Source organism: Janibacter sp. LM (assembly GCF_039631275.1).
Taxonomy (GTDB): domain Bacteria; phylum Actinomycetota; class Actinomycetes; order Actinomycetales; family Dermatophilaceae; genus Janibacter; species Janibacter terrae.
The window spans coordinates 39,426-65,208 of sequence record NZ_JBDIVG010000026.1 but is presented as its reverse complement, the minus strand read 5'-3'; the positions used below and the strand labels follow the sequence as shown (position 1 = coordinate 65,208).

Sequence of the window (25,783 nt, the reverse complement as noted above, 5' to 3'; positions counted from 1 at the left end):
AACAGACCTGCGCCGCGGTTACCGGGCTCGCCTCGTGGCGAGGGCCATCCCGCGGCCCATCAGCGACCAGTACCGCGCGGGGACGGCGCGCGCGAGCTTGTCGAGCGCCTTGGCGTCGTTGCCGATGAGCAGCCGACCCTGCCGCGCGATCGCGGCCTCGATGATGGCCTCGGCGGCCCGGTCGGCGGGGTGGCTGAGCATCGTGTCGAAGGCCTTGCGGTAGGTCTCGGCCTCCCCCGGGTCGACGCCCTCGGCGACCCGCGCGTTGACCGCGATGTTCGTCCTGATGCCGCCGGGGTGGACGACGGTGACGCCGACCGGCTGGTCCTCCTCGTCGAGCTCGCTGCGCAGCGACTCGGAGAACCCGCGCAGGCCGAACTTGCTCGTGCAGTAGGCGCTCTGGCCGGGTGGCCCGATCAGCCCGAAGAGGCTCGAGGTGTTGACGATCTGCCCCTGGCCGTTGTCGAGCATCACCGGCAGCAGCGCCCGGGTGAGGCGGATCGGCGCGAGCAGGTTGATCTCGAGCAGCCAGTCGAAGTCCGCGGCGCTCACCTGCGTGAAGCGGCCGCCGACGGCGACGCCCGCGTTGTTGAAGAGCATCGTCACGGCCGGGCGCTCGGTGCGGACCCGCTCGATGACGTCGTCCGTGGCGGCCCGGTCGGCGAGATCGACGACGAAGGGGGTGACCCCCGCTCCCGGCGTCTCCCGCCCGATCTCGGCGGCGACGCGCTCCAGGCCCTCCGCGTCCCGGTCGAGGACGACGAGGTCCGCACCGCGCCGGGCCAGGCCCTTGGCGAGGTGCTCGCCCATCCCACCGGCCGCGCCGGTGACGACGGCGGTGCCACCGGCGACGACGAGCTCGGGCCGCTTCATCGCAGCACCTCGAGGGTCTCGTCGCGCACGTCGCCCGGGGAGCCGTCGACATTGCTCGACGTCCCGGGCAGCGGCAGGACGGCCGGCGCCGCCGCACCCCGCGGGAGGTGGGCCCCCTTCGCCCCGACGGGCAGGAAGTGCATGTCCGCGGTCACATCGGCGCGGCCGAAGGCGATCTTGTCCTTGAGGTAGCTCTGCGGCATCGTCCACGGCGCCCGGTCGCCGACCTTGGGGAAGGCCGAGACGACACGCTGGACGTACCCCGCGGTGAGGTCGAGGATCGGCCCGGCGGTCATGCCGTCGGGAGCGACGGGGACGGCGACGCCGAGCCCGCGGTCGCGCATGTGGGCGATGAGCGAGGCGACGTACCGGCTCACCAGGTCGGCGCGCAGGGTCCACGAGGCGTTGACGTAGCCGACGGTCATCGTCACGTTGGGCACGCCGGCGAGCATGAGGCCGCGGTAGGCGTAGGCCCGCTCCATCGCGACCGGCTCGCCGTCGACGGTGAACCGGACGCCGCCGAGCAGCTTGAGCAGCAGGCCGGTGGCCGTCACGACGATGTCGGCCTCGACGACGCGCCCGTCGGTCAACCGCACGCCCTCGGGGACGAAGCGGTCGATGTGCCCGGTGACGACGTCCGCGCGACCGCTGCGGATCGAGGCGTAGAGGTCGCCGTCGGGGACGGCGCACAGGCGCTGGTCCCACACGTCGTACGGCGGGGTGAAGTGCTCGTCGACGACGTCCTGCGGCAGCTGCCGCCGCAGCTGCCCGAGGACGAGCTTGTTGGCGGCCGCCGGCCGGCGCCGGGAGAGCCCGTAGAGGAAGTACTGCATCCCGAGGTTCTTGACGCGGGCCACGGCCTGGACCGCGCCGGGGCCGAGCCGGGTACGCAGCGCCTGGACGAAGGGGTCGACCCCCGGCACCTCGAAGACATAGCTCGGGGTGCGCTGCAGCATCGTCACGTGCGCGGCGTCCCGCGCCATCGCGGGGACGACGGTGACGGCCGTGGCCCCCGACCCGATGACGACGACGCGCTGGCCGGCGTGGTCGAGGCCCTCGGGCCAGAACTGCGGGTGGACGACGGTCCCGGCGAAGTCCTCGACGCCCGCGAAGCACGCGTCGTGCGCCCGCTCGTAGTCGTAGTAGCCGCTGCCGAGGTGGATGAACCCGGCCCGCACCTGCCGGTGGCCGGCCGGGGTCTCGACGTCGACCGTCCACTCCTGGGCGTCGGTCGACCAGCTCGCGGCGACGACGCGGTGCCCGGTGCGGACCAGGGCGTCGAGGCCACAGGCGCGAGCGGTGTCGCGGAGGTAGTCGAGGATGTCGCCGCCGTCGGCGATCGCCTTGCGGCCCTGCCACGGGCGGAAGGGGAAGGACAGGGTGAACATGTCGGAGTCCGAGCGGACCCCCGGGTAGCGGAAGAGGTCCCACGTGCCACCGGTGGCCTCGCGGGCCTCGAGGATCGCCATGGTGACGTCGGGGTTGGCCTCGCGGATCCGGTGGGCGGCGCCGATGCCCGACAGGCCGGCGCCGACGACGAGGACGTCGACGCGCTCCGGCAGCTCGCTGGGGGCGGGGCCCGGCTCGGCGCGGTCCTCGGGTGCAGCAGTCATCGGCGACCTTCCGTCACGGCGTTGTTCCTCACGGGTAACCTACGCCGGTCCCGGCGCGGACGCACCGCCGCGACGCTACGCCCGGGGCGTACGCAGGTGACAGGCCCCCGGCTCGGCGAAGGGGGTGAGCTGCGGCTCGGGGTCGCCCTCGCGCCGGTCGACGATGCCGTCGACGAGGCCGAGGTGCACCTGGCAGATGACGTCCGGGTTGGCGACGGCCAGGTCGAGCAGGGGGCAGGTGGTGAGCCTCACGAGGTCGCCGTCCCGCTCCGGCCCGAAGCCGAGGTCGCTCAGGGCGGTGTCGAGGTCGGGGCGCGGCCCCTCCTGCGCGGCCCCGGTGGCGAGGTGCTCACCCCAGGCGCGCCCGATCCGGCGGGCCCGGGCCCGCACCCGGGGGCCGCCACCGCTCGCGACGAGGTCGGCAGCGAACGCGCCGGCGAGGGCGCGGTACTCGCCGGCACGACCACCCGGCCGCGGGCGGGCTGAGTACAGGAGCGCCGGTCGGCCGCGCCCTCGGGCCGGGGCGGGCACCGCCTCGATGAGCTCCCGCTCGAGCAGCGTCGCGAGGTGCCCACGGATGGTGTTGTCGTGGGAGCCCACGGCAGCGGCGATCTCGCCGATGCGCAGCGGCCCGTCACCGCCGCGCAGCGCCTCGAGCACCCGGGCGGCGGCACCGAGGTCGTCGGGGTCCGCCTCGGGCGTCGGGCGCGGCCCGAGCGAGTTATTATTCACGGACCCCAATGTAGTAAATTGGCAGGGCGCGGACAACAGCACCGCCCTCGAAGGGACACACCATGACCGAGACCCACCTCCCCCTGGCCGAGGACATCCCGGCCCTCGACGTGCGCCCGATCCCGCGCTCGATCCGGCACGCCACGGTCATCGGCGCCCTGTCGGCGATCCGCCCGGGAGGCGCGCTCGACCTCGTCGCCCCGCACGACCCGCAGCCCCTGCTGCGCCAGGTCGAGGGTCTCGAGCCGGGCGTCTGGTCGGTCGAGCACCTCGTGCCGGGTCCCGACGCCTGGACCCTGCGCCTCACCCGCGCCGCGTCCTGACGTCATGTGCTCCTACTGCGGCTGCCAGTCGATCGACATGATCGGGCGCTTCACCGCCGAGCACGAGGAACTCATCAACGCGACCGGTCTGCTGCGGCGGGCGGCGGCCGCGGGCGACACCGCCGAGGTCGTCGAGCTCGTCGACGAGGTCGCGGCCATGCTCGCGCCGCACACGGGCGCCGAGGAGGCCGGTCTGTTCACCGTGCTGCGGCGCGACGAGGACTTCACCGGGTACATAGACGCCCTGTGCAGCGAGCACGTCGGCCTCGACGGGCTGCTCGCCCGGGTCCGGGCCGGTGACCTCGCTGCCGCTGACCGCTTCTACACCGAGCTGCGCTCGCACATCGAGCGCGAGGAGGACGGTCTCTTCCCCGCCTCGCTCACGACCCTCCGCGGTGACGACTGGGACGAGGTCGACGCCCTCACGGCCGCGGCCGCGCCGACATCTCCCCTCGCAGCGCGGTGACGGGCCGACCGGCCACCCCGCCCCGAGGCCAGGGCGGGGTCTGGGCGATGCGCGACCGGCCCGGCGTGCTGTGGCTCGTCGCCGCCGCGCTCACGGCGCTCGTCCACCCCTTCGTCCCGGACGCGACCTGGCTCATGGTCCACATGGTCGCCCTCGGCGCCCTCACCCACTCGGTGATGGTGTGGAGCACGCACTTCGCGACGACCCTGCTGAAGAACCACCCCGACATCGACCTGCGGGCCACGCAGAACAGGCGCCTCGTCCTGCTGCACCTCGGCGTCCTCGCCGTGCTCGTCGGCGTCCCGACGACCTGGTGGTGGTTGACCCTCGCCGGGGCGAGCGCCGTCGGCTCGGCCGTCTGCTGGCACGCCTGGCAGCTCGTGCGCCGGCTGCGCGGGGCGCTGCCCGGACGCTTCCGCGTCGTCGTGCACCACTACCTCGCGTCCGCGGCCTTCCTCCCGGTCGGCGCGACCCTCGGCGTGCTGCTCGCCCGCGGCCAGGGCGACGACATGCATGCGCGCCTGCTCCTCGCCCACTCCCTCGTCAACGTCCTGGGCTGGCTCGGCATCACGGTCACCGGCACCCTCGTCACCCTGTGGCCGACGATCCTGCGCGCCCGCATGGACGACGCCGCCGAGCGCCGCGCCCGCCAGGCCCTCCCGGGCCTGGTCGTCGGGCTGGCCCTGGCCTGCACCGGCGCCCTGCTCGGGTGGCGGTGGCTGCTCCTCGCGGGCATCGCCGGTTATGTCGCCGCGCTGCTGTGGAACGCCCGCTCGCTCGTCGCGCCGGCCCGGCAGAAGCCCCCGCGCCACTTCGCGTCGTGGTCGGTCATGGCCGGCGCCGCCTGGTTCCTCGTCGGCATCGCCATGATCGCCTGGCGGGTGGCGACGGCGGACGGGTTCCCGGCGATGGCCACCGGCTACGGACGGGTCGCGGCGGTGCTCGTCGTGGGCTTCGCGCTGCAGGTGCTCACCGGCGCGCTGAGCCACCTCGTCACCGCCGCCATCGGTGGCGGACCGCGGGTCGTGCGGATCGGCATCGCCGGCTTCGACCGGATCGGCATGACCCGCATCGTCATCATCAACGTCCCCCTCGCGCTCGCACTGCTGCCGGTCCCGGCCGGCACGCGGGTCGTGCTCACGACGCTCGTGCTCGTCGGGCTCGCGGCCAACGTCTCGATCCTGCTCAGCACGATCAAGCGCCTCGTCGCCGCCCGCCGGGAGGCCGCGCTCGCCACCCCCGAGGACCGTCGGACGGGGCTGGAGCAGGGCCGGGCCGAGGCCGCCCGGGTGCTCGAGCCCCCCTTCCCCCGCACCCAGCTCATGGCCGGCGTGACCCTCGTGGCCCTCGCCCTGGCCGCCGGACCGGCCGTGCAGCCGGCCCTCGAGGGCGGCAGCGTGAGCGCCGCGCCCGCGACGTCCGTGGCCCCGACCGGCCACACGACCGAGGTCGCCGTGGAGGCCCGGGCCGACATGCGCTTCAGCCCCTCCCGCGTCGAGGTGCCGGCGGGCGACCGGCTCGTCATCACGCTCACCAACACCGACGGCAGCACCGTCCACGACCTCTACCTCGACGACGACACGCAGACCCCCCGCCTGGCGAAGGGGGAGTCCGCCACCCTCGACGTCGGCGTCGTCGGCGCCGACCGGCAGGGGTGGTGCTCCGTCACCGGGCACCGGGCGATGGGGATGACCCTCGACATCGTGGTGACCGGCGCACCCGACGGCGCCACCGACGGCGCCACCGCCGGCCCGCGCTCGAGCACGGGCGCGGAACCCCCCTTCGCCCTGACGCCCGGAGCCACGTGGCCGGAGGGCTTCGAGGCCGACGATGCCTCCCTCCCACCGTTGCCCGCGACGCGCACCCACCGCGTGACCCTGCGGGTGCAGGAGCAGGAGGTCGAGGTCGCGCCCGGCGTCACGCGCACCCGGTGGACCTTCGGCGGCAGCGCGCCCGGCCCCACGCTGCACGGACGGGTCGGTGACCGCTTCGTCGTCACCCTCGTCAACGACGGGAGCATCGGGCACTCGATCGACTTCCACGCCGGCGCCCTGGCTCCCGACCGGCCGATGCGCACCATCGGACCGGGCCAACGGCTGACGTACACCTTCACCGCCGAACGCGCCGGGATCTGGATGTACCACTGCTCGACGATGCCGATGTCGACGCACATCGCCCAGGGCATGTTCGGCGCGGTGGTCATCGAGCCGCCCGACCTGCCCGAGGTCGACCGCTCGTACGTGGTCACCGCGTCCGAGCTCCACGCGGGCGAGGACACGAGCACGGACCCGGTCGCGACCGCCTTCAACGGGCGCGCCTTCCAGTACGACGCCGACCCGCTCACCGCCCGTGTCGGCGAGCGCGTGCGCTTCTGGGTCCTCGACGCGGGGCCGGACGGGCCGCTCTCCTTCCACGTCGTCGGCGGCCAGTTCGACACCGTCTGGGAGGAGGGGGCCTACCGCGTCGGTGGACCCGACGAGGTCGGCGGACCGGCCGCGGGATCACAGGTCCTGCCCCTGCTCCCGGCCCAGGGCGGGTTCGTCGAGCTGACCTTCCCCGAGGCCGGCCACTACCCCTTCGTCAACCACGTGATGACCGACGCCGAGCGGGGCGCGCACGGCATCGTCCGCGTGCGCTGAGCGGCCGGGTCCGCGTCAGGCCGTGGCGCGCTCGCCGGTCCGGGAGATCGTCGCCAGGACGACGTCGGCGACGAGGTCCGGGTGGTCGACCTGCGGGCAGTGGCCGCAGTCGGGCAGCGTCACGTGCGTCGCCGCGGGCAGTCGACGGCGCGCGACCAGCGCCTCGCTCGGCAGGAGCAGCCGGTCGGTGTCGCCCCAGGCGACGGTCGTCGGGACCGTGACGTCCTGGTCGAACCGCAGCAGGACCCCCCGGACGAAGTTCGGCCAGAAGCCCCTGGCGCGGCGCAGGTTGAGCGTGTCACCGACGGCGTCCTCGAGGGAGACCCGCTCCGGGTGCGTGTACAGCGAGCGGAAGGCGATCCTGCGGAACCACGCGTGGGCGAGGAGCCTGCGGTGCACGGCCTCGGGCAGGTGGCTCCCGAGCCTCATGAAGAGGAGGTTGGCGGCGACATTGGCCAGGTGCAGGGGCGGGAAGAACCCGGCCGGCGAGAGGACGGTCGCCGAGCGCACGCTCCCACGGTGGGCCAGCTCGAGTGACAGGGCACCGCCGAGGGAGTTGCCGACGACGTGCGGACGATCGAGGCCGAGACCGGCGAAGAGCCGCTCGAGCTGCTCGGCCTGGCTGCGCATGGAGTAGCCGTCCGGCGCGGCGGGCACCGGGGAGGAGCCATGGCCGGGCAGGTCGACGACGTAGACGTCGTGGCCGCGGTCGGCGAGGAGGCGCGGCACCTCACCCCACGCCTCACGCCGGTGGCCGATGCCGTGGACGAGGACGACGGGCTCGCCCACGCCCTCGTGGCGCGAGTACTCGATGGTGCTGTGCATGGGCGCAGGTTACTCGTCGGTCACCTGCGACGCCAGAGGACGACGAAGGGCGGGACGCACCTGGGTGCGCCCCGCCCATCGCCACGGGTGCCGTGGAGCTCAGTGCTCGTGCGGGTCGGCCTCCTGGTCGGCCTTCGTCGCGTGGACGGTGCCCCGCACGTGCTCGGGCGGGCCGTAGAGCGAGTAGACCTTGAGGGGCTCGTCACCGATGTTGGTGACGTTGTGCCACTGGCCGGCCGGGACCATGATGATGTCGTCGTCGCCGACCTCGCGCTCGAACGACAGGTCGTCCTCGGCAGGGCCCATCTGGACCCGGCCGCGGCCCTCCTCGACCCGCAGGAACTGGTCGTGGTCGTCGTGCACCTCCAGGCCGATGTCGTCGCCGGGGGCGATCGCCATGACCGTCAGCTGCACGTGGTTGCCGGTCCACAGCGTGGAGCGGTAGTTCGAGTTCTGCAGCGTGGCCGACTCGATGTCGACGACATAGGGGGCGGGTCCGTGGTCCGAGAGGTCGATCTGCTCAGTCATGCTGTCTCCTCGTGGTGTGGTCGGCTCAGGCGCTCGCGCCGACCGAGTCGGGCACGTCGATCTGGTCGCCGGCCTCGAGGGGGCCGTCGGCCGCCTTGGTCGCCGCGATCGCCGACTCCTCGTCGGGGGCGCTCGTGCGGATGAGGTGGTCGAAGGCGCTCAGCGACGCCGTCGAGCCGGCACCCAGGGCGGTGACGATCTGCTTGTAGGGCTCGACCGTGCAGTCCCCTGCGGCGAAGACGCCGGGCATGCTGGTCCGTCCGACGCCGTCGATGACGATCTCGCCGCGCTCGGACAGCTCGACCGCGTCACCGAGCCACTCGGTGTTGGGCAGCAGGCCGATCTGGACGAAGACGCCCTCGAGGGCGAGCTGCTCGGACGGGCCGCCGTCGCGCGGCTCGAGCACCAGACCGGTCACCTTGCCGCCGTCACCGACGACCTCCGTCGTCTTGGTGCCGAGGCGGACGTCGACGTTGGGCAGCGAGCGCAGCTTGCGCTGCAGGACCGCGTCGGCGCGCATCTCGTCCATGAACTCGATGAGGGTGACGTGGCCGACGACGCCGGCGAGGTCGATCGCGGCCTCGACGCCGGAGTTGCCGCCGCCGATGACGGCGATGCGCTTGCCCTTGAAGAGCGGGCCGTCGCAGTGCGGGCAGAAGGTGACGCCCTTGTTGCGGTACTCCTCCTCGCCGGGGACGCCCATCGTGCGCCAGCGGGCGCCGGTCGCGAGGACGACGGTCCTGCCGGACAGGGTGGCGCCGTTGGCCAGGCCGACGACCGTCAGGCCGTCGTCACCGGCGGACAGCCCGGCAGCCGCCTGGCTGCGGATCATCTCGACGTCGTACTCGGTGACGTGGCGCTCGAGGTCGGCAGCGAGCTTGGGGCCCTCGGTGTGGGGGACGGAGACGAGGTTCTCGATCGCCATCGTGTCGAGGACCTGGCCACCGAAACGCTCGGCGACGAGGCCGGTGCGGATCCCCTTGCGGGCCGCGTAGATGGCGGCGGACGCGCCGGCGGGGCCACCGCCGACGACGAGGACGTCGTAGGGCTCGCGGGCGGAGAGCTCCTCCGCGGCGCGGGCGGCGGAGTCGCCACCGGAGAGCTCGTCGACCTTGCCGACGATCTCGGCCAGCTCCATGCGGCCGGAGCCGAAGGACTCACCGTTGTGGAAGACGGTGGGCACCGCGAGGACGCCGCGCTGCTCGGCCTCGGTCGGGAAGACCGCGCCGTCGATGGCGGTGTGGGTGATCTGCGGGTTGAGCACGCTCATGAGGTTGAGGGCCTGGACGACGTCCGGGCAGTTCTGGCAGCTCAGGGAGAAGAAGGTCTCGAAGTGGTGGGCACCCTGCAGTCCCTTGACCTGGTCGATGAGGTCCTGCGAGGCCTTGCTCGGGTGGCCGCCGACCTGCAGCAGGGCGAGGACGAGGGAGGTGAACTCGTGGCCCATCGGGATGCCGGCGAAGCGGACGGAGACGCTCGGGTCGGACACCCGGGTGATCGCGAAGGAGGGGACGCGCTCGTCGCGCTCGCCCCCTTCGGCCACGCGGCGGGTGATCTGCGCGCTCATGCCCTCGATCTCGACGAGCAGCGCGTCGAGCTCCGCGGACTTGGCCCCGTCGTCGAGGGAGGCGACGAGCTCGATCGGCTCGCGGAGGTTCTCGAGGTAGGCCTTGAGCTGGGTGGCGAGGTTCGGGTCGAGGGCCATGGTGTGGAGCGACTCCTGTCGGGACGAAGGGGACGGCGCGAGGTGGTGCGCGGGTGCAGGGTAGGGGGCGACGGCAGGGCGCCGTCGCCCCCCTTCCGGATGCGGTGCCGGGCACAGCCCGGCGATCTGTCAGGGCTCGATCAGATCTTGCCGACGAGGTCCAGGCTCGGGGCGAGGGTCTCGGCGCCCTCTTCCCACTTGGCCGGGCAGACCTCGCCGGGGTTGTTGCGGACGTACTGGGCGGCCTTGACCTTGCGGACGAGCTCGGCGGCGTTGCGGCCGATGCCCTCGGCGGTGATCTCGAGGAACTGGATCACGCCGTCGGGGTCGACGAGGAAGGTGCCACGGTTGGCCAGGCCCTCGTCCTCACGCAGGATGTCGAAGTTGCGCGAGATGGTGGCGGTCGGGTCGCCGAGCATCGGGTAGGTGACCTTGCCGACGGCCTCGGAGGTCTCGTGCCACGCCTTGTGCGTGAAGTGCGTGTCGGTCGAGACGGAGAAGACCTCGACGCCCAGGCCCTTGAGCTCGGCGTCGTACTGGCCGGCCAGGTCCTCGAGCTCGGTCGGGCAGACGAAGGTGAAGTCCGCCGGGTAGAAGAAGAAGATCGCCCACTTGCCGGCGATGTCGGCCTCGGAGAAGTCCTTGAACTCACCGTTGATGTAGCCGGTGGCCTGGAAGGGCTTGATCTGGGTGTTGATGAGGGACATGCGTTGAGCTCCTGTGCATCTCGGGGTCAGTGGCTCCGACCCGCGTCGCGCTTGAGCGCTCCGTGGATTGGAACGATTCCAATCTAGCGGATGACCCCCGAGGGCGCAAACCGGGGCCGGGAAAATCCGGGTGAACTGCGCGGGGCGACTGGCGCGAAGTCCCCCGCGGGAGGTCAGCACGCGGCGTGCGCCGGCCTCGGATTCCGCCACCCGGCTCCGGATTCGGTCAGGTCCCGTGGCGCAGGTCACCCGGGGCGGCACCTTCGACTCACCGAGCCGGACACCCCCGGCCACACCAAGGAGACGCCATGACACTGCGCAGCACCCTGTCCCTCACCGGAGCCCTCGTCGGCGCCGGCGTCATGCTCACCCCGGCTGCGACCGCGGCCCCCGTGCCCGACGACGGGATCAACCGGGCCGACCCGATGACGTCGTACGTCATGCAGCGCGACGGCAGGACGCAGGCCGAGGCCAGGAGCTACCTCGCGACGAAGGAGCGCAAGCAGGCCTCCCTTCGCTCGCTCGAGGCGAAGGGGGTCGACGCCGACGGGGCATGGTTCGAGGGGACCCAGCTCGTCGTCGGCGTGGGCACCGCCCGGGACGCCGCCAGGGTGCGCGCCGCGGGGCTGCGCCCGAGCACGACCGTGAGCCAGAGGGCCCTCGACCGGGTCGCGGCCACCGTGCTCAGGCGGGCCGGGTCGCAGTCGGGACACGTCGTCACCGTCGGCCCGAACCTGCAGCGCGGCGTCGTCGAGGTGCGCATCGCCGAGGACGCGCCGACCGCGCTGCGCCAACGCATCGCCGCCATGGACCGGGTCACCGTCACCACCGCCGACGCGCTGAGCACCCAGGCCGATGTCGTGCCGGGCCGGATCATGGACCTCTCCCCCCGGCACCAACTGCAGCCTGGGCTACCCGGGCAGGACCTCCAGCGGCAACAACGTCCTGCTCACCGCCGGGCACTGCGTCGAGGGCCTGCCCGCCGTCCTCGACGCCAACGGCACCCACATCGGCAGGGGCACGCACAGCCGCTTCCGCGAGGGGTACAGCAGCGTCGACATGGGCCTGATGGACATCGACGCCGAGGACGTGGGCCAGCCCTACGTCGACAGCCGCGGCCACTCGGGCTACTACGCCGTGCAGGGCGCGAGCAAGAACGCCGTCGGCTCCGAGATCTGCAAGGCCGGCAACACCACGGGCTGGACCTGCGGCACGATCAAGGCCTACAACCGCACCGTCAACTACGGCGGCACCATCGTCTCCGGCCTCGCCGAGGCGAGCGTCTGCACCGAGGGCGGCGACTCCGGGGGCGCGTACATCGGCGTCGGCAACCTCGCCCAGGGCATGACCTCCGGCGGCCCGGTCGGCGTGGAGTGCGGGTACAACCGCGGCTACGCGGCCGGCTCGTACAGCTTCTACCAGCCGGTCGTCGACGCAGCGAGCTACTACGGCGTGCGGATCGACGTCGCCAACTGACCCCGGTCCGACGACGGCGAAGGGGGTGGGCCGCCCGGTCCACCCCCTTCGTCCTGCCCGGCGGTCAGGCGTCCTCGGCCAGCGGACCGCGGACGAGGCTGTCGCCCGAGTGCTCGGGACGGTCGTCGAAGGCCTCGTGGGAGATGTCGACGATCACGTAGCCCTCGTCGAGCAGCGACTGGGTGATGGGGAAGCCCGGAGACCTCCTGGACGGCGAGGTCCAGGTTGTCGTCCTCGGCGGAGCCCCACGCGTACACGATCGTGTTGGTGCCCTCCTTGAGCGTGACGTCGGCCGGGCCGATGACGACGTCGTCGGTGCCGGCGAGGACCACGTCGGCCGAGACGGTCCCGGCCGCGAGGTCGGTCGTGCCCTCCTTGGGGTTCGTCACGTCGGCGAAGGCGACCTCACCGTTGGCGCGGACGTCGACCGCCGGGGCCGCGGCGGTGTGCCGGACGGTCAGGCGGGCCTGCCCGGGCTCGGTGGCGGACACGTCGTTGGCGAAGGGGGTGAGGACAGGGGTGCCGTCGGCGTCCAGGTGGGCCGCGACGGTGATGTTGGTCCCGGCCTCGACCGCGACGTCGTCGGCCTGGATGACGGCGTCGCCGTCGGCGCCGGCACCGGCCGCGGTGACCTTGAGGTCGTACTCCCCCGCGGGCAGGGGCATGGGGTCGGTGATCGTGCCGGGCTCGAAGCCTTCGAGCAGGACGTCGCCGTTGGCGTAGACGTCCACCGTGGCGCCCGGCACCCCGTGCAGGATGCTCACGGTGGCGTCGCCGTCGGCGGCGAAGGCCGGGGCGCTCAGGGCGGTGACGAAGCCCGTGGACAGTGCGGCGATGGCGAGCGGTCGGGTGAGTCGCATCAGGGTGCTCCTGGTCTGGGTGGGGAGACGCTGCTTTGCGTCCTGCCCTTACTTCGCCCCACCCCCCTCGCAGGGATGCACTTCACCGGAAGTTTTTTTGGCGACGGCCGACCGGGGTCGTCGTCGCGGGTGCCCGCGGACCCTCAGCGGGCGCGGATCGTCTTGAGCGTCAAGGGTCTGCGCACCCGCTCGGCGAGCTCGGCCACCTGGGCGAGGTACAGCTCGGCGCAGCCCAGGGCGTCGGCGAGCGGGTCGTGGGGGCGGTAGCGAGGCAGGCCGAAACGCTCCCGCGAGGTCTGGAGCCGCAGCTCACCCGCCCGGGGCTCGGGGCCGGTGCCGAGTGCCCCAGCGAGGACCCGGCGCTGCAGGTCCAGGGTGTCGACGCACGTCGTGGCGAAGGGGGCCGCGAAGACCCGGTCGCAGGCAGCGGCGAGGAAGGTGGTCTCGATGGAGGCGTGGTGGGCGAGCAGGACCCGTCCGGTGAGCGCGGCGAGCAGCTCGGTGAGCGCGTCGGCCTCCGGTTGGCCGGCTGCGACCGCGTCGTCCGTCAGGCCGTGCACGGTCGCCGACTCCCCGACGCCGGCGTCCGCAGCCACGACGAGACGCCGCGCTCCCCCGAGGTCGACGGCCGGCCCGTCGACCGGCACCCAGGCCATCGCGACGATCCGGTCGCTGCCGGCGTCCAGGCCGGTCGTCTCCAGGTCGAGGGCGAGCAGGGGCAGCTCGGCCACCGGGGTGTCGGGCGAAGGGGGTGGCACCGCCAGGTGGTCCCGCAGCGGGCCGGCCGGGGCCCGGCGCGCGGCGGCCTCGCGCCGCCGGGCCGAGCCGCCGCCCGGGTCACGCCACCGGATCATGCGAGGTGCTGCCCGGGGTGACGCTGCGCCAGGCCCCGCTGGGCCTCGCGGACGATGTGGAAGGCCTCGCGCAGCGCGCGGCGCTCGAAGGTCGTCAGCTCGTCCGGGGAGAGCCAGGACGTCGGGCGGAGCCCGGCGACCTCCCTTCGGGACTGGTGGGCCAGACGCACGTGCGAGATGAACTCGAGCGCGTCGACGAGGCCCTCCGCCGTCTCCGGGGAGAGCCCGCCGGGCCCGGCCACGGCGCGCAGCCGGGCGCGAGTGTTGACGACGGTCAGGCCCGAGCCCAGCGCGTGGACGCGGGCGAGGTCGACGATCGCCCCGACGCCGCCGCGCTTGAGGTCGAGCATGTCCTTGTGCTCCCCGCTGCGGGCGAGGACGAAGCCGCGGAAGAACCCGAGCGGGGGTTCGTTGGCCACGGCCTGGGCGGCCAGGTGCGCGAGGAGGTTGCGGGCCTGCGGCACCCGGGCGGCGACCCCCTCGACGAGGCGGGCGTGCAGCTCGTGGTCGCCGGCCAGCGGTCGGGAGTCGAAGAAGATGCTGGCGCCGAGCACGGCATCGGGGACCGGTTCGTCGAGCCACTGGCGGAACTCGGCGCGCCAGCCCGAGAGTCGTTGGTGCCAGCGGGTGTTCGTCGCCATGACGTCACCGGGGCAGCGCGGGTGCCCGGCCGCCTCGAGCCCCGCCACCACCTGCGCGGCCAAGGCGGCGACGTACTCCTCGGCACCCTCCGGGGCGTCGTCGGCGATGATCACCGCGTGGTCCTGGTCGCTGCCGAGGGCCTGCTCGTGCCGGGCGCGGGAGCCGAGGACCATCCAGCACATCCGGGGCGCGGGGCCGAGCCCCCGAGAGGCGAGGTCCTCGTGGGCGAGGGCGATGAGGCGGCGCTCCACCGCGTCGCCGACCGAGGTGACGACCCGGGTGATGCCGTCGGCGCTCACGTCCTGCTCGAGCAGCTGCTGCACGAGCCTCGGTGTGCGGGCAGCGATCGCGACGACCCCGTCGACGTCGGGCTGCTTGGTCACCTCGCCGACGATGTGCACGGCGTTGGCGCGCTCGAGCCGCATGAGGTCGGTGGCGGTGACCACGCCGACCGGGCGGCGCCCCTCGACGACCGGCAGGTGGTGGACGTTGGCCCGCGTCATCGTCAGGAGCATCTCCAGCGCCGGGGCGTCGACGGGCGCGACGATCGGCTCGCGCGTCATCACCTCGCGCACCGGACGCGCCGGGTCGACCCCGGCGGCGACCACCCGGCGCCGCAGGTCCCGGTCGGTGAGGATGCCGACGAGCACGTCGTCGTCGACGACGAGGAGGCTGGAGACCCCTTCGTCCGTCATGACGCCCGCCGCCTGCGCGATGCCCGTCCCCGACCCGACGGTGATGGGGGCGCGGTGGACCAGGTCACGGGCGGAGGTGCGCATGATCGCCTCGCCGTGCCGACTCGTCGCGACCGCCGTGGCCGCTGCGCGCAGCAGGCCCGCCCGCTGCACCTCGAAGTGGTCGGCGAAGCGCGGCTGCTCACGGCGCAGCTCGTGGAAGACCTCCGCCGGCATGTGCAGGCCGAGCGTGTCCTCGATGGCAACGACGTCGAAGCGCGACGGGTTGCTGCCCACGAGGGTCGTCGAGCCGCTGGCCCACCCCTCGGCGCCGCGGCTGACGAGCCGTCCTTCCGCGTCGCGGGTCTCGACGGCTCCCGAGCGGATGATGATGAGCTCGTCGCTGTCCCGCCCCACGGTGATGAGGTGGCTGCCGCGGCGGTGGTAGCGGACCCTCAGGCGGCGCGCCAGGTCCCGGCGCACCCGGTCCGGCAGCGCGTCGAAGGGGGCGTGCTGCGCGAGGAAGTCGACGACCTCGGTCAGCTCGGTCTCGGCCATGCCCCCATGGTGGCAGCCCGGTCCCCCGCATTCCCCTAGGGCAATGCGCAGGTCGGCGACCGCTCGTCTGCATTGCCCTAGGGGAATGCAGCGTCTCGGGTCAGGGCGGGCGCCGCCGGATCAGGCGGAGTGGGTCAGGCGCCCGGCGACGAAGGTCGCGAGGACCCGGGTCGTGCGCAGCAGCGCGGCCTGCTCGGCGGTGCCGGACAGGCCGGCGGGGCGGGCGCCGTCGTCGACGAGCGCGAGGTCGGCCGGGCCCCCGACGGCCGGCTCGGCCACTCCGTCCGTCGAGGCGAGCAGGGCCTCGCGCGGGGTGATCGCCTGCTCGGGAGCCCACGGCTCGCGCTCGTCGGCGCTGCGGTGGACGGCGGCCGACATGGCCAGCCACGGGTCGAGCGGCGCGACGGGCGCGTCCGAGCCCAGGCGAAGGGGGATCCCCGCGTCCGCCATCGACCGCAGGGCGAAGCAGCGCTCCAGCCGGTCGGGCCACAGGGCCTCCGTCGAGTCGCGGTCGTCGAGCAGGTGGGCCGGCTGCACGCTGGCGACGATCCCGAGCTCGGCGAAGCGGCCGAGCGCCTCCATGCGCACGAGCTGGGCGTGCTCGATGCTGCCGCGCGCGCCGCTGGCCGCGTAGGCGTCGAGGGCGTCGAGCAGGGCCGCGTCGCCGATGGCGTGCACGGCCCCGTCGAGGCCGTGGGCATGTGCCCGGGCGAGCATCGCGGTCAGCTCCTCGGGGTCGACATTGCGCTTGCCCCGTGGGTCGCGGAGGTCGTCGTCGGTGACGAAGGGCTCGCAGCACCACGCAGTGCGGGTGTTGAGGGAGCCGTCCGTGATGACCTTGAGCGGACCCATCGTCACCAGGCCGGTGGCGTCGAGGACGTCACCGGTGCGGGCACCGGCGGCGATCGCGTCGTCGAGCCCCTCCGGGTACGTGCACGTGCGCACCCGCAGCAGGTCGAGTCCCGCCGCCGTGCGGGCCGGCCACTCCAGGCGACCGGTCTCGAACTCCATGTCGGCGACGCCGACGACCCCCTTCGCCGCGGCCGCTCGCATCGCGCCGTCGAGGCTGGCGCGCACGACGGCCGGGTCCTCCGGCAGGTCCGCGAGGCGCGAGTAGATGGGGAACCAGTCGTCCTCGTCGAGGTGGCCCTCGCGCACCGGCAACCCGAGCGCGCGGAAGGCGGCGCTGCTCAGCCAGCCCGCGTGGCAGTCACCGCTGATGAGGATGACCGGTCGGTCGCCGACGACGGCGTCCAGCTCCGCGGTGCTCGGGAGCCGGTCCCAGCCGGCCACCCGCCACCCGAAGCCCTGCACGACCGCGCCCGGCGCCGGACGCTCGATCGCGAGGTGTCGCGCGACCCTCGCGGTGACCTCGTCCGGGCTCTCGGTGTCCGAGACGTCCACCCTTCGCGCCATCGCGGCCCACTGGCCGAAGTGCACGTGACCGTCCCACAGACCCGGGATCACCATCGCTCCCCCGGCGTCGTGCACGGCCGCGCCGCGGGCGGCGAGACCGGGGCCGATCTCCACGATCCGCCCTGCGTCCATCCGGATGTCGACGGGCGGGGCGTCGGGTCGCAGCCGGGCGCCGGTGAGCAGCGCGTGCGGGGCGAAGGGGGTCATGCCCGGCACCCTACGACGGTTACCGTGGCGCCATGCACCTGCTCGTCGTCGCTGCGATCGCGGCCGAGGCCGCCCACGTCCCCGAGGACGTCGAGGTCCTCCTCACCGGCGTCGGCAAGAGCCTCGCGGCGGTCGCCGTGACCCGTGCGGTCTGCGAGCACCCGCACCGCGAAGACCTCGTCGTCGTCAACATCGGGACCGCCGGTGCGCTGCGCCCGGACGTCACCGGGCTCCACGAGATCGGCACGGTGCTCAACCACGACCTGTCGGCCGAGCCGATCCGCCGGCTCGGCCTCGACCCGCGGGAGCGGCTCGAGCTGGACCCCGCTCACCCGACGACGCTCGCGAGCGGGGACCTCTTCGTCACCGACCCCGCGGTCCGCGACCGGCTCGCCGAGCAGGCCCACCTCGTCGACATGGAGGGCTACGCGATCGCCCTCGCCTGCCAGGAGCTCGGCGTCCCGGTCCATCTCGTGAAGATGGTGAGCGACAACGCCGACGAGACCGCGCACGACTGGTCGGCGGCCGTCGACGGGTGCGCGCGCGAGCTCGCGGCGTGGCTGGCCGACTTCGCCGGGTGATGGGAATGGTTCTCGACTCGTCGGGGTTGAGCACCACATGATGACGCGCAACGACACCCTCTACGGCTTCGAGCGGTACGAGCGCGCGAAGCACGCCTTCGATGCCGCCCGGTACACCGATGCCGCTCGCGAGCTCGAGGACTTCCTCATCGACCTCGCCGCGGCGCGCGCCGGTGGCGACGCGGACCCGATCGGCCACGGCACGGCCGAGCTGCACCTGCTGCTCGCCCGCGCCTACTTCCACTCCGCGCAGCTCGGGCGGGCCGAGTCCGCCTGCCGCCAGGTCCTCGTCGAGGCCCCCGACGACGCCTACGCGCACCTGCTGCTCGGCCGCACCCTCCAGCGGGCCGGGCGCCACGACGAGGCGCGCGGCCCCCTTCGCCTCGCCGAGCTGCTCGGTGACTACGCAGCGCCTGCGGACGCTGCCGCCGAGGTGGCCGACGAGGGCTTCTGAGCTGGCGCCCCACGTGTCCCACGATTCTCGGGTGACCCGAGAATCCTCGGGTTTGCAAGAGTTTAAAACGCTTGCGAACCCCGGGAAAGTCGTGCTCAGCGGCGCACGTCGTCCGCGTGCGGTCGGTCAGGACGTCTGGGCCCGTCCACGACGAAGGGGAGGGGAGACGACGCGTCTCCCCTCCCCTTCGTGCTGCCGGCTGGGCGTCAGCCGGCGCTCGGGTGCGTCATGTCGGCCGGGACCACCCAGGCGTCGAAGTCCTCGCCGGAGATGTCCCCGGAGGCGAGTGCCGCCTCGCGCAGGCTCGTGCCCTCCTTGTGCGCCTTCTTGGCGATCGCCGCGGCCTTGTCGTAGCCGATGTGGCGGTTGAGGGCGGTGACGAGCATGAGGTTGCGGGCGAGGTTCTCCTCGATCTTCTCCGTCACCGGCTCGATGCCGACGGCGCAGTTGGTGTCGAAGGAGACGCACGCGTCGGAGATGATCCGGATCGACTCGAGGACCGCGTGGGCCATGACCGGCTTGTAGACGTTGAGCTGGAAGTTGCCCTGGCTGCCCGCGAAGCCGACCGTCGCGTCGTTGCCGAAGACCCGCGTGGCGACCATCGTCATCGCCTCGGCCTGGGTCGGGTTGACCTTGCCCGGCATGATCGAGGAGCCCGGCTCGTTCTCCGGGATGGCCAGCTCGCCGATGCCGTTGCGGGGGCCGGAGGCGTACCAGCGCACGTCGTTGGCGATCTTCATCAGGGCCCCGGCGAGTGTGCGCAGGGAGCCGCTCACCTCGACGAGCGCGTCGTGGGCGGACAGCGCGGCGAAGAGGTTGGGGGCCTGCACGAAGTCGTGCCCGGTCTCGGCCGCGATCTTGGCGGCGCAGAGCGCGCCGAACTGCGGGTGGGCGTTCAGGCCGGTGCCGACCGCGGTGCCGCCGATGGCCAGCTCGCGGGCCCGCTCGTCGGCGTGCCTGACGGCGTCGAGGGCGAAGTCGATCTGCGCGACCCAGCCATCGATGACCTGGCCGAGGGTGACCGGGGTGGCGTCCTGCAGGTGGGTGCGCCCGACCATGACGACGTCGGCGTACTGCGTGGCCTTGGCGGCGAAGGTCTCCCGCAGCTGCGTGACGGAGGGATAGAGGCGCTCGGCGAGGTCGAGGACGATCGCGATGTGCATCGCGGTCGGGAAGGTGTCGTTGCTCGACTGGCCGCGGTTGACGTGGTCGTTGGGGTGGACCGGGGTCTTGGATCCCATCTCGCCGCCGGCCATCTCGATGCCACGGTTGGAGATGACCTCGTTGGAGTTCATGTTGGACTGCGTGCCCGAGCCGGTCTGGAAGACGACGAGCGGGAAGTGCGCGTCGAGGTCACCGGCGATGACCTCGTCGGCGGCCCGGGTGACGAGGTCCGCGACGTCCTGCGGGAGCTCGCCGAGCTCGGCGTTGGCCAGGGCGGCCGACTTCTTCAGGACACCCAGGGCGCGGATCATCGAGCGGCCCCACACGAAGGTGTCCCGACCGATGTCGAAGTTGCCCAGCGAACGCTGCGTCTGCGCCCCCCAGTACTTGTCCGCGGCCACCTCGATGGTGCCCATGCTGTCCTTCTCCGCGCGCATCTCAGTCATGGAGCCAACGCTACTCGGAGCGCTCAGGTGAGCGACCGGAGCACCCGGGTCCCGACCCCGCGGGCCTCCAGCCCCTCGAGGGCGGAGTCCAGGTCGGTCGCCACGACGATGTCGTCCAGGCTCGCCGGCGACATGAACCCGGCCTGCGAGATGCCGCGGAGGGAGTCCAGCAGCGGCGTCCAGAAGCCGTCGACATCGAGGAAGCCCACCGGCTTGTCGAGCAGACCGATCTGCCGCCAGGTCCACACCTCGAAGATCTCCTCGAGCGTGCCCATGCCGCCCGGCAGCGCGAGGAAGGCGCTCGTCAGGTCCGCCATCAGCGCCTTGCGCTCGTGCATCGTCTCGACGACGTGTACCTCCGTGAGGTCGTCGCGGCCCCACTCGCGCTCCACCATGAAGGAGGGGATCACACCGATGACCTCTCCCCCCGCGTCGAGCGCACCCTGCGCGAGCGCGCCCATGAGGCCGGACCCGCCCGCGCCGTAGACCACGCCGATGCCGCGCCCAGCGAGGTCGGACCCGACCGCGTGCGCCAGCTCGACCCACCCGGGGTCGTTGCCGGGGGTGGAACCGCAGAAGCAGGTCAGTCGCTCGATCACCCGTCGACCCTATGCGGCCCTGTCTGCGCGCACGGCTACTCTCCGCTCATGCGCCGCTTCCTGAGCCTCGTCGTGCTGGTCCTCGTCGGCGCGCTCGCCCTGGTCCTGTGGCGGCCAGCGCTCAACCCCTTCACCCCTGAAGAGGAGCCGGCCAGCAGGACGGTCCTCCAGTCGTTGACCGACATGAGCGAGTTCCACGCCGTGAGCGGGTACTACGAGACCGTCGTCCTCCTCGAGGACGACTCGCGCGTCCCTGACTTCCTCACCGGCGACCGCCTCGTCTACGTGGGCAAGGGCAACGTCGACGTCGCCGTGGACTTCGGCGGCCTGGACGAGGACGCGATCACCACGACGGCAGACCGCACGTCGGCCACCATCCGTCTGCCGGAGCCGAGCCTGAGCAAGCCCTCTCTCGATCTCGAGGAGAGCAAGGTCTTCACGCACGAGCGAGGACTGATCACGAAGTTCAAGGGCTCCGACCGCGAGCGCAAAGCGCAGATCAAGGCCGTCGAGCAGATCACCGCCGCCGCCAGCGCGGAGGACAAGCTCGTCGAGCAGGCCAAGAAGAACACGAGCGCGATGCTCGACGACCTGCTCGGCGGGCTCGGCTACACCGACGTGACCGTCCTGTGGGGCGCGGAGCCGGCAGACGGTGAGTGACCTCGTTCGTCACGCTCGCACGAGTCGTCGCAGCGCCATCCGCGCGATCGGCGCATAGGCGAGCGCGAGCGGCCGCGGCGCCGCGATCTCGACCCACGCGCTGCTCCCCCTTCGCCCTGCGTCGACGCCGTGCCGCATCCGCACCCGGAGCGGGGCCGGCCCGGGCATCCAGACCCAGCGCATCTCCTCGTCGTCGACCGCCTCCACGACGAAGGGGACGCGGAGCCCGAGCGGGCCGCGCACGACCCCTTCCCCACCGGCGGTGATGCGTCCGGGCGGGTGGTCGACGCCCCGGATCTGCGGTGCCCAGCCGGCCCACAGGGCGGGCGTCGTGTACCTGCGCCACACCTCGTCGACGGCCGCGGAGCCGTCCGCCCGGACGCGAAGGGGGCGCCCCGGACCGCTCGTCATCGTCGACCTGCACGGGTGGCCATGCGCCCGACACTACGGCCGACCGGGCGACCGTAGGCTGAGCGAGTGGCCCCGGATCCCCGCACCCTCACCGCACGGACGGTCGGCGCTGCGCAGCGACGTCTGGCCACGGCGCTGCGCAGCCGGGTCGCGGGCCCCGACGCGCACGAGGCCGCAGCCCGCATCTGGGACACCCCCGGACCGCGCTGGTTCACCCGCGAGGACCCGATCTGGCGGGTCCACGGGGACGCGTCGATGTTCACCGGGGGCGTCGCCGCCCTGCTGCTGCAGTCGTTGCACCCCTCGGCGATGGCGGGCGTCGCCGGGCACAGCGGGTTCCGCGGCGACCCGTGGGGCCGGCTGCAGCGCACCAGCCACTACCTCGCGACGACCACGTACGGCACGGTCGAGCACGCCGAGCAGGCGATCGACGTCGTGCGGGCGGTCCACGCGCGCGTGCGCGGCACGAGCGACCTGGGCGTCCCGTACGCCGCGGACGACCCGCACCTGCTGCGCTGGGTGCACGTGGCGGAGGTGTGGTGCTTCCTGCGCGCGCACCAGCTCTTCGGGGCGCGGCCCCTCACCGTCGAGGAGGAGGACACCTACGTCGCCCAGACCGCGGTCCCGGCGCTCCGCCTCGGCGCCCGCGACCTGCCGATGTCGGTGGCCGAGCTCGAGGTCCAGCTCGCCGACTACCGGCCCGAGCTCGTCGTGACCGAGGCGGCCCGGGACGCGGCGACCTTCCTCCTGCGCGAGCCGCCGCTCCCGCTGGCCGCCCGCCCCGGCTACGCCCTCATCGCCGCCGGCGCCCTCTCGGTCCTGCCGCCCTGGGCGGGCGAGATGCTCGAGCTGCCGGCGACCCGCGGGGGTCGGCGCACGCTCGCCCGCGCCGCGGGCCACACCTCCACCCGCTTGGTGCGGTGGGGCATGGCCGGGAGCTGACCTAGGTCACCCCCGCAGCGTGACGACGGCCAGCAGTCGCGCGAGCCGCTCGGCCATGTCCTCGGCGGTGTGGTCCTCGTGCTCCTGCCACCACGTCACCGCGGCGTCGACGATCGACTCCCAGATGTGGTCGAGCAGGTCGTGGTCGAGTGGGTCCTCGAGCCCCGCCGCGGCGAGCACGTCGCGGGTGCCGACCGTGCCCATCGTGCGCAGCCGGACCCGGTGGTCCATGGCGAGCGCGGCGGCGGCGGAGCCGGCAGGCAGGGTCTCGTCGTTGATGAGGGCCCAGGCGTGCCGGTGCTCGGCCATCGCGGAGAAGATGGCGGTGAAGGTCTCCTGCGCCCGCCGGCCCGGGTCGCTGGCCGTCTGGGCCGCGGCGATCGAGGAGACGAGCGGGGGCCCGACCTCCTCGAGGCAGGCGGCCGCGAGGTCGGCCTTGGACCCGAAGACGTTGTGCACCATCGCCTTGGACACGCCGGCCCGCTCGGCGATGTCGGTCATCGAGGCGCCGTCGTAGCCCTTGCGGCCGAGCTCTTCGACGGCGGCCTGCACGAGCTGCCGCCTGCGCTCGGCGCGGGCGACCCCCTTCGTCCCGATCGTGCTCACCGGACCTCCTGTCGTGGTGCGGCACATCTTGTCACCGACCCGAACTGACTCTATGGTCAGTTCGTCCCGTCCCGAGGCGAAGGAGCCCCGACATGGCACGACCCGACCTCACCGTGCTCGCCATCCCGGCCTTCATCGGCGCGATGGGCGCCGAGCTGTGGTGGCAGCGCCGGCACCCGGCCGCACCGGGCGAGGAGCGTGCGGGCGACTACGAGCTGGGCGACACGATCGCCTCGCTGACGATGGGAGTCGGCAGCCTCGTCGCCCCCTTCGTCACCGGCCCGCTCCTGCGTCGCCTCACCCCCGGCAGCACGAAGGGGGGCACCGCCCTCCTCGCCCTCGGCGCCGCCGCGGGCGCGGCCACGACGGTCGGGGACGTCCTGCGCCGCCGCCGCGAGCACGGCGGCACCCTCCCGGAGGCCGGCACCCTGCCCTCCGACGCGGCACCACCGGTCACCGTGCGCTCCCGCGCCGACGCCCTCGGCCTCCTGACCGCTGGCTCGGCCGTCGCCGCGGTCGCCTCGACGGCCGTCGCCGCCGCCACCGTCTGGACCGCTCAGACCTCGGCCACGCGGCTGGCGCGGCTCGCCCCCTTCGGCCTGCGCACGGGTGCGGCGAGCTACCTGCTCGGGATCGCCGGCTGGGACTTCATCTACTACTGGAACCACCGCCTGTCCCACGAGTCGCGCTGGCTGTGGGCCGTGCACGTCGTGCACCACAGCAGCGAGCGCTACAACCTCTCGACCGCCCTGCGGCAGCCGGTCGCCGAGGGCTTCACGATGGCCGTGCCGTACGGGCTGCTCGCCCTCGCCGGCGTGCCGCCGAGGTACATCGAGGACGCGCGGGCGCTCAACCTCATCTACCAGTTCTGGATCCACACCGAGGCGGTGCGCTCGATCGGCTGGCTTGAGCGGGTGCTCAACACCCCGAGCCACCACCGGGCCCACCACGGCAGCCAGCGGCAGTACCTGGACATCAACCACGGCTCGATCCTCATCCTGTGGGACAAGCTCTTCGGGACCTTCGAGCCCGAGGTCGAACGCGTGCGCTACGGGCTGACCCGCAACATCGAGACCTTCGACGTCAGGACGATCGCCACGCACGAGTGGCGGGACATCGCCACGGACGTCGCCACGGCCCCGACCTGGGCCGACCGCTTCGGGTTCCTGCTGCGCGGACCCGGGTGGGCCTACGAGCGCCGTGCCGAGCTGGCCCCTGTCGCGGAGCCGGTCAGCCGGGTGTCGGAGCCGGTGGCGGGCTGAGCGGGCCGGCACGGCCTCACCCCAGGAGCAGGTCCCGCATCGACACCTCAGGGTCGGCGAGCCGGGTCCGGTCGAGCTGCTGCCCGTGGTGCAGGGCCCGCCGCCCGACCATGAAGTCGCGAGGCCGGTTGACCGTGGCGACCCCGCGGAAGCTCCCGTCCTCACGGAAGGCGAGGACCGCCAGGTCATCAGCGCCCTCGCGCACGACACAGTCGTCACCCGGACCGACGATCCCGGCCATCTGCAGGTGCAGATCGGCCTGGTCCGACCAGAAGAACGGCACGGTCGCGTACGGCTGCTGCTGCCCGAGGATGGACGCGGCGACCGTCTTGGCCTGGTCGATGGCGTTCTGGACCGACTCCATCCGACCGACGAACTCGACGTGCCCGCCGTTGGTGCAGTCGCCCGCGGCGTACACACCCGGCAGGGTGGTCCGGGCGAACTCGTCGACGACGATTCCCTGGTCGACCTCGGCGCCGATCGCCTCGGCGAGCTCGGTCCGCGGGGCAGCACCGACACCCACGACGACGAGGTCCGCCGGCAGGCTCGCGCCGTCCTCGAGCACCACCTCGAGCCCGCCGTCGGCCTGCCGCAGCCCGGCGATCCGCGCGTCGAGATGGAACTCGATCCCGCGAGCCTGATGGTGCTGCTGCACGAACGTCGAGATCTCCGGTGGTGCAGCCCGCCCGAGCAGCCGCGGCGCCGCCTCGAGCACGGTGACCGCACACCCACGGGCTCGAGCGACGGCGGCCGCCTCCAGCCCGATGAACCCGCCACCGACCACGACGACCCGCTGCGCGCTCGCCAGGCCCTCGGCGAGCCGGTCGGCGTCCTCGAGGTCCCGCAGGACGTGGACCGCGTCACCGGTGAACCCGGGCAGGGTGAGCGACCGGGGCGCTGCGCCGGTCGCCAGCACCAGGTGGGCGAAGGGGAGGTCCGCGCCACTGGCCGTCGTGGCGCGGCCCCCTTCGCCCGGGTCGAGGGTGAGCGTCTCGACCCGGTCACCGGTGATGACCGTGATGTCCTGCGCCTCGTAGTACGAGTCGTCCCGCAGGACCAGGCTCTCCCGGTCCGCCTCGCCGGCGAGGTAGGCCTTCGACAGCGGCGGGCGCTGGTACGGGGAGATCGCCTCCTCGCCGACGATGACGACCGGGTCGGGGTAGCCCCCTTCGCGCAGTGACTGCGCGACCTGGGCGCCCGCCTGGCCCCCGCCGATGATGACGACGCCGGCGCTCATTCCTGCTCCGGCGCGATCGTGACCGACAGTCCCTCGAGCTCTTCGCTCAACTTGATCTGGCAGGACAGGCGGCTCGTCGGCCGCCGCGGGGCGACGGCCTCCTCGAGCATCTCGTCCTCCCAGTCGTCCGCTCCGCCGACCTGCGTCGCGAACTCCTCGTCGACGTAGACGTGGCAGGTCGCGCAGGAGCAGGCTCCGCCGCACTCCGCGACGATGCCGGGCACCCCGTGCTTGACGGCCGTCTCCATGAGGGAGCTGCCGGGCCTGCCGACGACCTCGTGGAGCTCGCCCGAGGGGGACGTGAGCCGGACGGTGATCATGAT

27 protein-coding genes are annotated in these 25,783 nt (G+C 73.2%); 9 read left to right on the top strand and 18 right to left on the bottom strand.

Annotated elements, in window-relative coordinates; genetic code table 11:
* Nucleotides 1-18: 18 nt before the first annotated feature.
* The 3 genes from ABC138_RS13885 to ABC138_RS13875 form a co-directional block, all read right to left on the bottom strand.
* On the bottom strand, nucleotides 19-873 hold the full coding sequence (locus tag ABC138_RS13885) for an SDR family NAD(P)-dependent oxidoreductase (protein ID WP_345914060.1): 855 nt from the start codon (nucleotides 871-873) through the stop codon (nucleotides 19-21).
* A complete protein-coding gene (locus tag ABC138_RS13880; protein ID WP_345914058.1) occupies nucleotides 870-2,486 on the bottom strand; it encodes an NAD(P)/FAD-dependent oxidoreductase in 1,617 nt (538 codons plus the stop codon). Before ABC138_RS13880 ends, ABC138_RS13885 begins: the two co-directional genes overlap by 4 nt.
* A gap of 75 nt (nucleotides 2,487-2,561) precedes the next feature.
* Complete coding sequence (locus ABC138_RS13875; protein ID WP_345914056.1) at nucleotides 2,562-3,218, bottom strand: helix-turn-helix domain-containing protein; 657 nt, start codon at nucleotides 3,216-3,218, stop codon at nucleotides 2,562-2,564.
* Between the two features lie 62 nt (nucleotides 3,219-3,280).
* Here ABC138_RS13875 and ABC138_RS13870 point away from each other — a divergent pair, with 62 nt between their 5' ends.
* From ABC138_RS13870 to ABC138_RS13860, 3 genes are read left to right on the top strand one after another with little or no spacing between them, the layout of a single operon-like run.
* A complete protein-coding gene (locus ABC138_RS13870) occupies nucleotides 3,281-3,541 on the top strand; it encodes a DUF2249 domain-containing protein (RefSeq protein ID WP_345914055.1) in 261 nt (86 codons plus the stop codon).
* 4 nt (nucleotides 3,542-3,545) lie between these two features.
* Nucleotides 3,546-4,007, top strand: a complete 462-nt coding sequence (locus ABC138_RS13865) for a hemerythrin domain-containing protein (protein ID WP_068426620.1) — start codon at nucleotides 3,546-3,548, stop codon at nucleotides 4,005-4,007.
* Between the two features lie 47 nt (nucleotides 4,008-4,054).
* Nucleotides 4,055-6,646, top strand: coding sequence for a multicopper oxidase domain-containing protein (locus ABC138_RS13860; protein ID WP_345914054.1), 2,592 nt, complete (start codon nucleotides 4,055-4,057; stop codon nucleotides 6,644-6,646).
* Nucleotides 6,647-6,661: 15 nt separating this feature from the next.
* Here ABC138_RS13860 and ABC138_RS13855 read toward each other — a convergent pair whose 3' ends face one another.
* The 5 genes from ABC138_RS13855 to ABC138_RS13835 all read right to left on the bottom strand — a co-directional run bounded on the left by ABC138_RS13855 (nucleotide 6,662) and on the right by ABC138_RS13835 (nucleotide 11,288).
* Nucleotides 6,662-7,471: an alpha/beta hydrolase gene (locus ABC138_RS13855; protein ID WP_068328337.1), complete on the bottom strand. Its 810-nt coding sequence runs from the start codon at nucleotides 7,469-7,471 to the stop codon at nucleotides 6,662-6,664.
* A gap of 99 nt (nucleotides 7,472-7,570) precedes the next feature.
* Nucleotides 7,571-7,999 carry a cupin domain-containing protein gene (locus tag ABC138_RS13850; RefSeq protein WP_068328334.1) on the bottom strand — a complete coding sequence of 143 codons (429 nt, stop codon included), beginning with the start codon at nucleotides 7,997-7,999 and terminating at the stop codon, nucleotides 7,571-7,573.
* A gap of 25 nt (nucleotides 8,000-8,024) precedes the next feature.
* Complete coding sequence (ahpF, locus tag ABC138_RS13845) at nucleotides 8,025-9,704, bottom strand: alkyl hydroperoxide reductase subunit F (RefSeq protein ID WP_345914053.1); 1,680 nt, start codon at nucleotides 9,702-9,704, stop codon at nucleotides 8,025-8,027.
* Nucleotides 9,705-9,844: 140 nt separating this feature from the next.
* Nucleotides 9,845-10,411, bottom strand: a complete 567-nt coding sequence (gene ahpC / locus ABC138_RS13840; protein WP_345914051.1) for an alkyl hydroperoxide reductase subunit C — start codon at nucleotides 10,409-10,411, stop codon at nucleotides 9,845-9,847.
* 478 nt (nucleotides 10,412-10,889) lie between these two features.
* A complete protein-coding gene (locus ABC138_RS13835; RefSeq protein WP_345914049.1) occupies nucleotides 10,890-11,288 on the bottom strand; it encodes a hypothetical protein in 399 nt (132 codons plus the stop codon).
* Here ABC138_RS13835 and ABC138_RS13830 point away from each other — a divergent pair.
* Nucleotides 11,267-11,887, top strand: coding sequence for a S1 family peptidase (locus ABC138_RS13830; protein ID WP_345914047.1), 621 nt, complete (start codon nucleotides 11,267-11,269; stop codon nucleotides 11,885-11,887). The genes ABC138_RS13835 and ABC138_RS13830 overlap by 22 nt on opposite strands.
* On the opposite strand, the gene ABC138_RS13825 is transcribed toward ABC138_RS13830, so the two are convergent.
* The 4 genes from ABC138_RS13825 to ABC138_RS13810 form a co-directional block, all read right to left on the bottom strand.
* Nucleotides 11,857-12,747, bottom strand: a complete 891-nt coding sequence (locus tag ABC138_RS13825) for a DUF4397 domain-containing protein (RefSeq protein ID WP_082807703.1) — start codon at nucleotides 12,745-12,747, stop codon at nucleotides 11,857-11,859. The two genes, ABC138_RS13830 and ABC138_RS13825, sit on opposite strands and share 31 nt — an antisense overlap.
* A gap of 143 nt (nucleotides 12,748-12,890) precedes the next feature.
* On the bottom strand, nucleotides 12,891-13,601 hold the full coding sequence (locus ABC138_RS13820) for an exonuclease domain-containing protein (RefSeq protein ID WP_068426631.1): 711 nt from the start codon (nucleotides 13,599-13,601) through the stop codon (nucleotides 12,891-12,893).
* Nucleotides 13,598-15,475 (bottom strand): DUF294 nucleotidyltransferase-like domain-containing protein, encoded by a 1,878-nt coding sequence (locus ABC138_RS13815; protein ID WP_345914046.1) that lies wholly within the window; start codon nucleotides 15,473-15,475, stop codon nucleotides 13,598-13,600. The genes ABC138_RS13820 and ABC138_RS13815 overlap by 4 nt, the downstream gene beginning before the upstream one ends.
* A gap of 120 nt (nucleotides 15,476-15,595) precedes the next feature.
* Nucleotides 15,596-17,098, bottom strand: coding sequence for an amidohydrolase family protein (locus ABC138_RS13810; RefSeq protein WP_345914045.1), 1,503 nt, complete (start codon nucleotides 17,096-17,098; stop codon nucleotides 15,596-15,598).
* A 32-nt stretch (nucleotides 17,099-17,130) separates the two neighbouring features.
* Here ABC138_RS13810 and ABC138_RS13805 point away from each other — a divergent pair, with 32 nt between their 5' ends.
* Nucleotides 17,131-17,679, top strand: coding sequence for a nucleosidase (locus tag ABC138_RS13805; RefSeq protein WP_068328316.1), 549 nt, complete (start codon nucleotides 17,131-17,133; stop codon nucleotides 17,677-17,679).
* Nucleotides 17,680-17,719: 40 nt separating this feature from the next.
* A complete protein-coding gene (locus ABC138_RS13800) occupies nucleotides 17,720-18,133 on the top strand; it encodes a tetratricopeptide repeat protein (RefSeq protein ID WP_345914044.1) in 414 nt (137 codons plus the stop codon).
* Between the two features lie 206 nt (nucleotides 18,134-18,339).
* Here the strand turns inward: ABC138_RS13800 and fumC are convergent, their stop codons facing one another.
* Both fumC and ABC138_RS13790 read right to left on the bottom strand, forming a co-directional pair.
* Nucleotides 18,340-19,743 carry a class II fumarate hydratase gene (fumC, locus tag ABC138_RS13795; RefSeq protein ID WP_068328298.1) on the bottom strand — a complete coding sequence of 468 codons (1,404 nt, stop codon included), beginning with the start codon at nucleotides 19,741-19,743 and terminating at the stop codon, nucleotides 18,340-18,342.
* Between the two features lie 23 nt (nucleotides 19,744-19,766).
* A complete protein-coding gene (locus tag ABC138_RS13790) occupies nucleotides 19,767-20,342 on the bottom strand; it encodes a TIGR00730 family Rossman fold protein (protein ID WP_345914043.1) in 576 nt (191 codons plus the stop codon).
* 48 nt (nucleotides 20,343-20,390) lie between these two features.
* Between ABC138_RS13790 and ABC138_RS13785 the strand changes: the two genes are divergently transcribed.
* Nucleotides 20,391-21,002, top strand: a complete 612-nt coding sequence (locus tag ABC138_RS13785) for a DUF4230 domain-containing protein (RefSeq protein WP_068328295.1) — start codon at nucleotides 20,391-20,393, stop codon at nucleotides 21,000-21,002.
* A 9-nt stretch (nucleotides 21,003-21,011) separates the two neighbouring features.
* Here ABC138_RS13785 and ABC138_RS13780 read toward each other — a convergent pair whose 3' ends face one another.
* Nucleotides 21,012-21,413 carry an SRPBCC family protein gene (locus ABC138_RS13780; RefSeq protein WP_345914042.1) on the bottom strand — a complete coding sequence of 134 codons (402 nt, stop codon included), beginning with the start codon at nucleotides 21,411-21,413 and terminating at the stop codon, nucleotides 21,012-21,014.
* Between the two features lie 66 nt (nucleotides 21,414-21,479).
* On the opposite strand from ABC138_RS13780, the gene ABC138_RS13775 reads away from it, so the two are divergent.
* Nucleotides 21,480-22,355, top strand: coding sequence for an oxygenase MpaB family protein (locus ABC138_RS13775; RefSeq protein WP_345914041.1), 876 nt, complete (start codon nucleotides 21,480-21,482; stop codon nucleotides 22,353-22,355).
* A 6-nt stretch (nucleotides 22,356-22,361) separates the two neighbouring features.
* Here ABC138_RS13775 and ABC138_RS13770 read toward each other — a convergent pair whose 3' ends face one another.
* Nucleotides 22,362-22,961, bottom strand: a complete 600-nt coding sequence (locus ABC138_RS13770; protein ID WP_345914040.1) for a TetR/AcrR family transcriptional regulator — start codon at nucleotides 22,959-22,961, stop codon at nucleotides 22,362-22,364.
* Nucleotides 22,962-23,053: 92 nt separating this feature from the next.
* On the opposite strand from ABC138_RS13770, the gene ABC138_RS13765 reads away from it, so the two are divergent.
* Entirely contained in the window at nucleotides 23,054-24,223 is a 1,170-nt protein-coding gene (locus tag ABC138_RS13765; protein ID WP_345914039.1) for a sterol desaturase family protein, read from the top strand.
* 16 nt (nucleotides 24,224-24,239) lie between these two features.
* Here ABC138_RS13765 and ABC138_RS13760 read toward each other — a convergent pair whose 3' ends face one another.
* Together ABC138_RS13760 and ABC138_RS13755 are read right to left on the bottom strand one after the other, a co-directional pair.
* Nucleotides 24,240-25,460: an FAD-dependent oxidoreductase gene (locus tag ABC138_RS13760; protein ID WP_068328275.1), complete on the bottom strand. Its 1,221-nt coding sequence runs from the start codon at nucleotides 25,458-25,460 to the stop codon at nucleotides 24,240-24,242.
* Entirely contained in the window at nucleotides 25,457-25,780 is a 324-nt protein-coding gene (locus tag ABC138_RS13755; RefSeq protein ID WP_068328271.1) for a 2Fe-2S iron-sulfur cluster-binding protein, read from the bottom strand. The genes ABC138_RS13760 and ABC138_RS13755 overlap by 4 nt, the downstream gene beginning before the upstream one ends.
* Nucleotides 25,781-25,783 lie beyond the last annotated feature (3 nt).

What these genes read in the sequence shown, in the direction of transcription:
- ABC138_RS13870 (WP_345914055.1), top strand. Translation starts at nt 3,281, where the DNA reads ATGACCGAGACCCACCTCCCCCTGGCCGAGGACATCCCGGCCCTCGAC.
- ABC138_RS13785 (WP_068328295.1), top strand. Translation starts at nt 20,391, where the DNA reads ATGCGCCGCTTCCTGAGCCTCGTCGTGCTGGTCCTCGTCGGCGCGCTC.
- ABC138_RS13865 (WP_068426620.1), top strand. Translation starts at nt 3,546, where the DNA reads ATGTGCTCCTACTGCGGCTGCCAGTCGATCGACATGATCGGGCGCTTC.
- ABC138_RS13780 (WP_345914042.1), bottom strand. Translation starts at nt 21,413, where the DNA reads ATGACGAGCGGTCCGGGGCGCCCCCTTCGCGTCCGGGCGGACGGCTCC.
- fumC (WP_068328298.1), bottom strand. Translation starts at nt 19,743, where the DNA reads ATGACTGAGATGCGCGCGGAGAAGGACAGCATGGGCACCATCGAGGTG.
- ahpC (WP_345914051.1), bottom strand. Translation starts at nt 10,411, where the DNA reads ATGTCCCTCATCAACACCCAGATCAAGCCCTTCCAGGCCACCGGCTAC.
- ABC138_RS13815 (WP_345914046.1), bottom strand. Translation starts at nt 15,475, where the DNA reads ATGGCCGAGACCGAGCTGACCGAGGTCGTCGACTTCCTCGCGCAGCAC.
- ABC138_RS13855 (WP_068328337.1), bottom strand. Translation starts at nt 7,471, where the DNA reads ATGCACAGCACCATCGAGTACTCGCGCCACGAGGGCGTGGGCGAGCCC.
- ABC138_RS13830 (WP_345914047.1), top strand. Translation starts at nt 11,267, where the DNA reads ATGTCGTGCCGGGCCGGATCATGGACCTCTCCCCCCGGCACCAACTGC.
- ABC138_RS13835 (WP_345914049.1), bottom strand. Translation starts at nt 11,288, where the DNA reads ATGATCCGGCCCGGCACGACATCGGCCTGGGTGCTCAGCGCGTCGGCG.
- ABC138_RS13820 (WP_068426631.1), bottom strand. Translation starts at nt 13,601, where the DNA reads ATGATCCGGTGGCGTGACCCGGGCGGCGGCTCGGCCCGGCGGCGCGAG.
- ABC138_RS13825 (WP_082807703.1), bottom strand. Translation starts at nt 12,747, where the DNA reads ATGCGACTCACCCGACCGCTCGCCATCGCCGCACTGTCCACGGGCTTC.
- ABC138_RS13800 (WP_345914044.1), top strand. Translation starts at nt 17,720, where the DNA reads ATGACGCGCAACGACACCCTCTACGGCTTCGAGCGGTACGAGCGCGCG.
- ABC138_RS13760 (WP_068328275.1), bottom strand. Translation starts at nt 25,460, where the DNA reads ATGAGCGCCGGCGTCGTCATCATCGGCGGGGGCCAGGCGGGCGCCCAG.
- ABC138_RS13805 (WP_068328316.1), top strand. Translation starts at nt 17,131, where the DNA reads ATGCACCTGCTCGTCGTCGCTGCGATCGCGGCCGAGGCCGCCCACGTC.
- ABC138_RS13765 (WP_345914039.1), top strand. Translation starts at nt 23,054, where the DNA reads ATGGCACGACCCGACCTCACCGTGCTCGCCATCCCGGCCTTCATCGGC.
- ABC138_RS13755 (WP_068328271.1), bottom strand. Translation starts at nt 25,780, where the DNA reads ATGATCACCGTCCGGCTCACGTCCCCCTCGGGCGAGCTCCACGAGGTC.
- ABC138_RS13880 (WP_345914058.1), bottom strand. Translation starts at nt 2,486, where the DNA reads ATGACTGCTGCACCCGAGGACCGCGCCGAGCCGGGCCCCGCCCCCAGC.
- ABC138_RS13860 (WP_345914054.1), top strand. Translation starts at nt 4,055, where the DNA reads ATGCGCGACCGGCCCGGCGTGCTGTGGCTCGTCGCCGCCGCGCTCACG.
- ahpF (WP_345914053.1), bottom strand. Translation starts at nt 9,704, where the DNA reads ATGGCCCTCGACCCGAACCTCGCCACCCAGCTCAAGGCCTACCTCGAG.
- ABC138_RS13885 (WP_345914060.1), bottom strand. Translation starts at nt 873, where the DNA reads ATGAAGCGGCCCGAGCTCGTCGTCGCCGGTGGCACCGCCGTCGTCACC.
- ABC138_RS13810 (WP_345914045.1), bottom strand. Translation starts at nt 17,098, where the DNA reads ATGACCCCCTTCGCCCCGCACGCGCTGCTCACCGGCGCCCGGCTGCGA.
- ABC138_RS13850 (WP_068328334.1), bottom strand. Translation starts at nt 7,999, where the DNA reads ATGACTGAGCAGATCGACCTCTCGGACCACGGACCCGCCCCCTATGTC.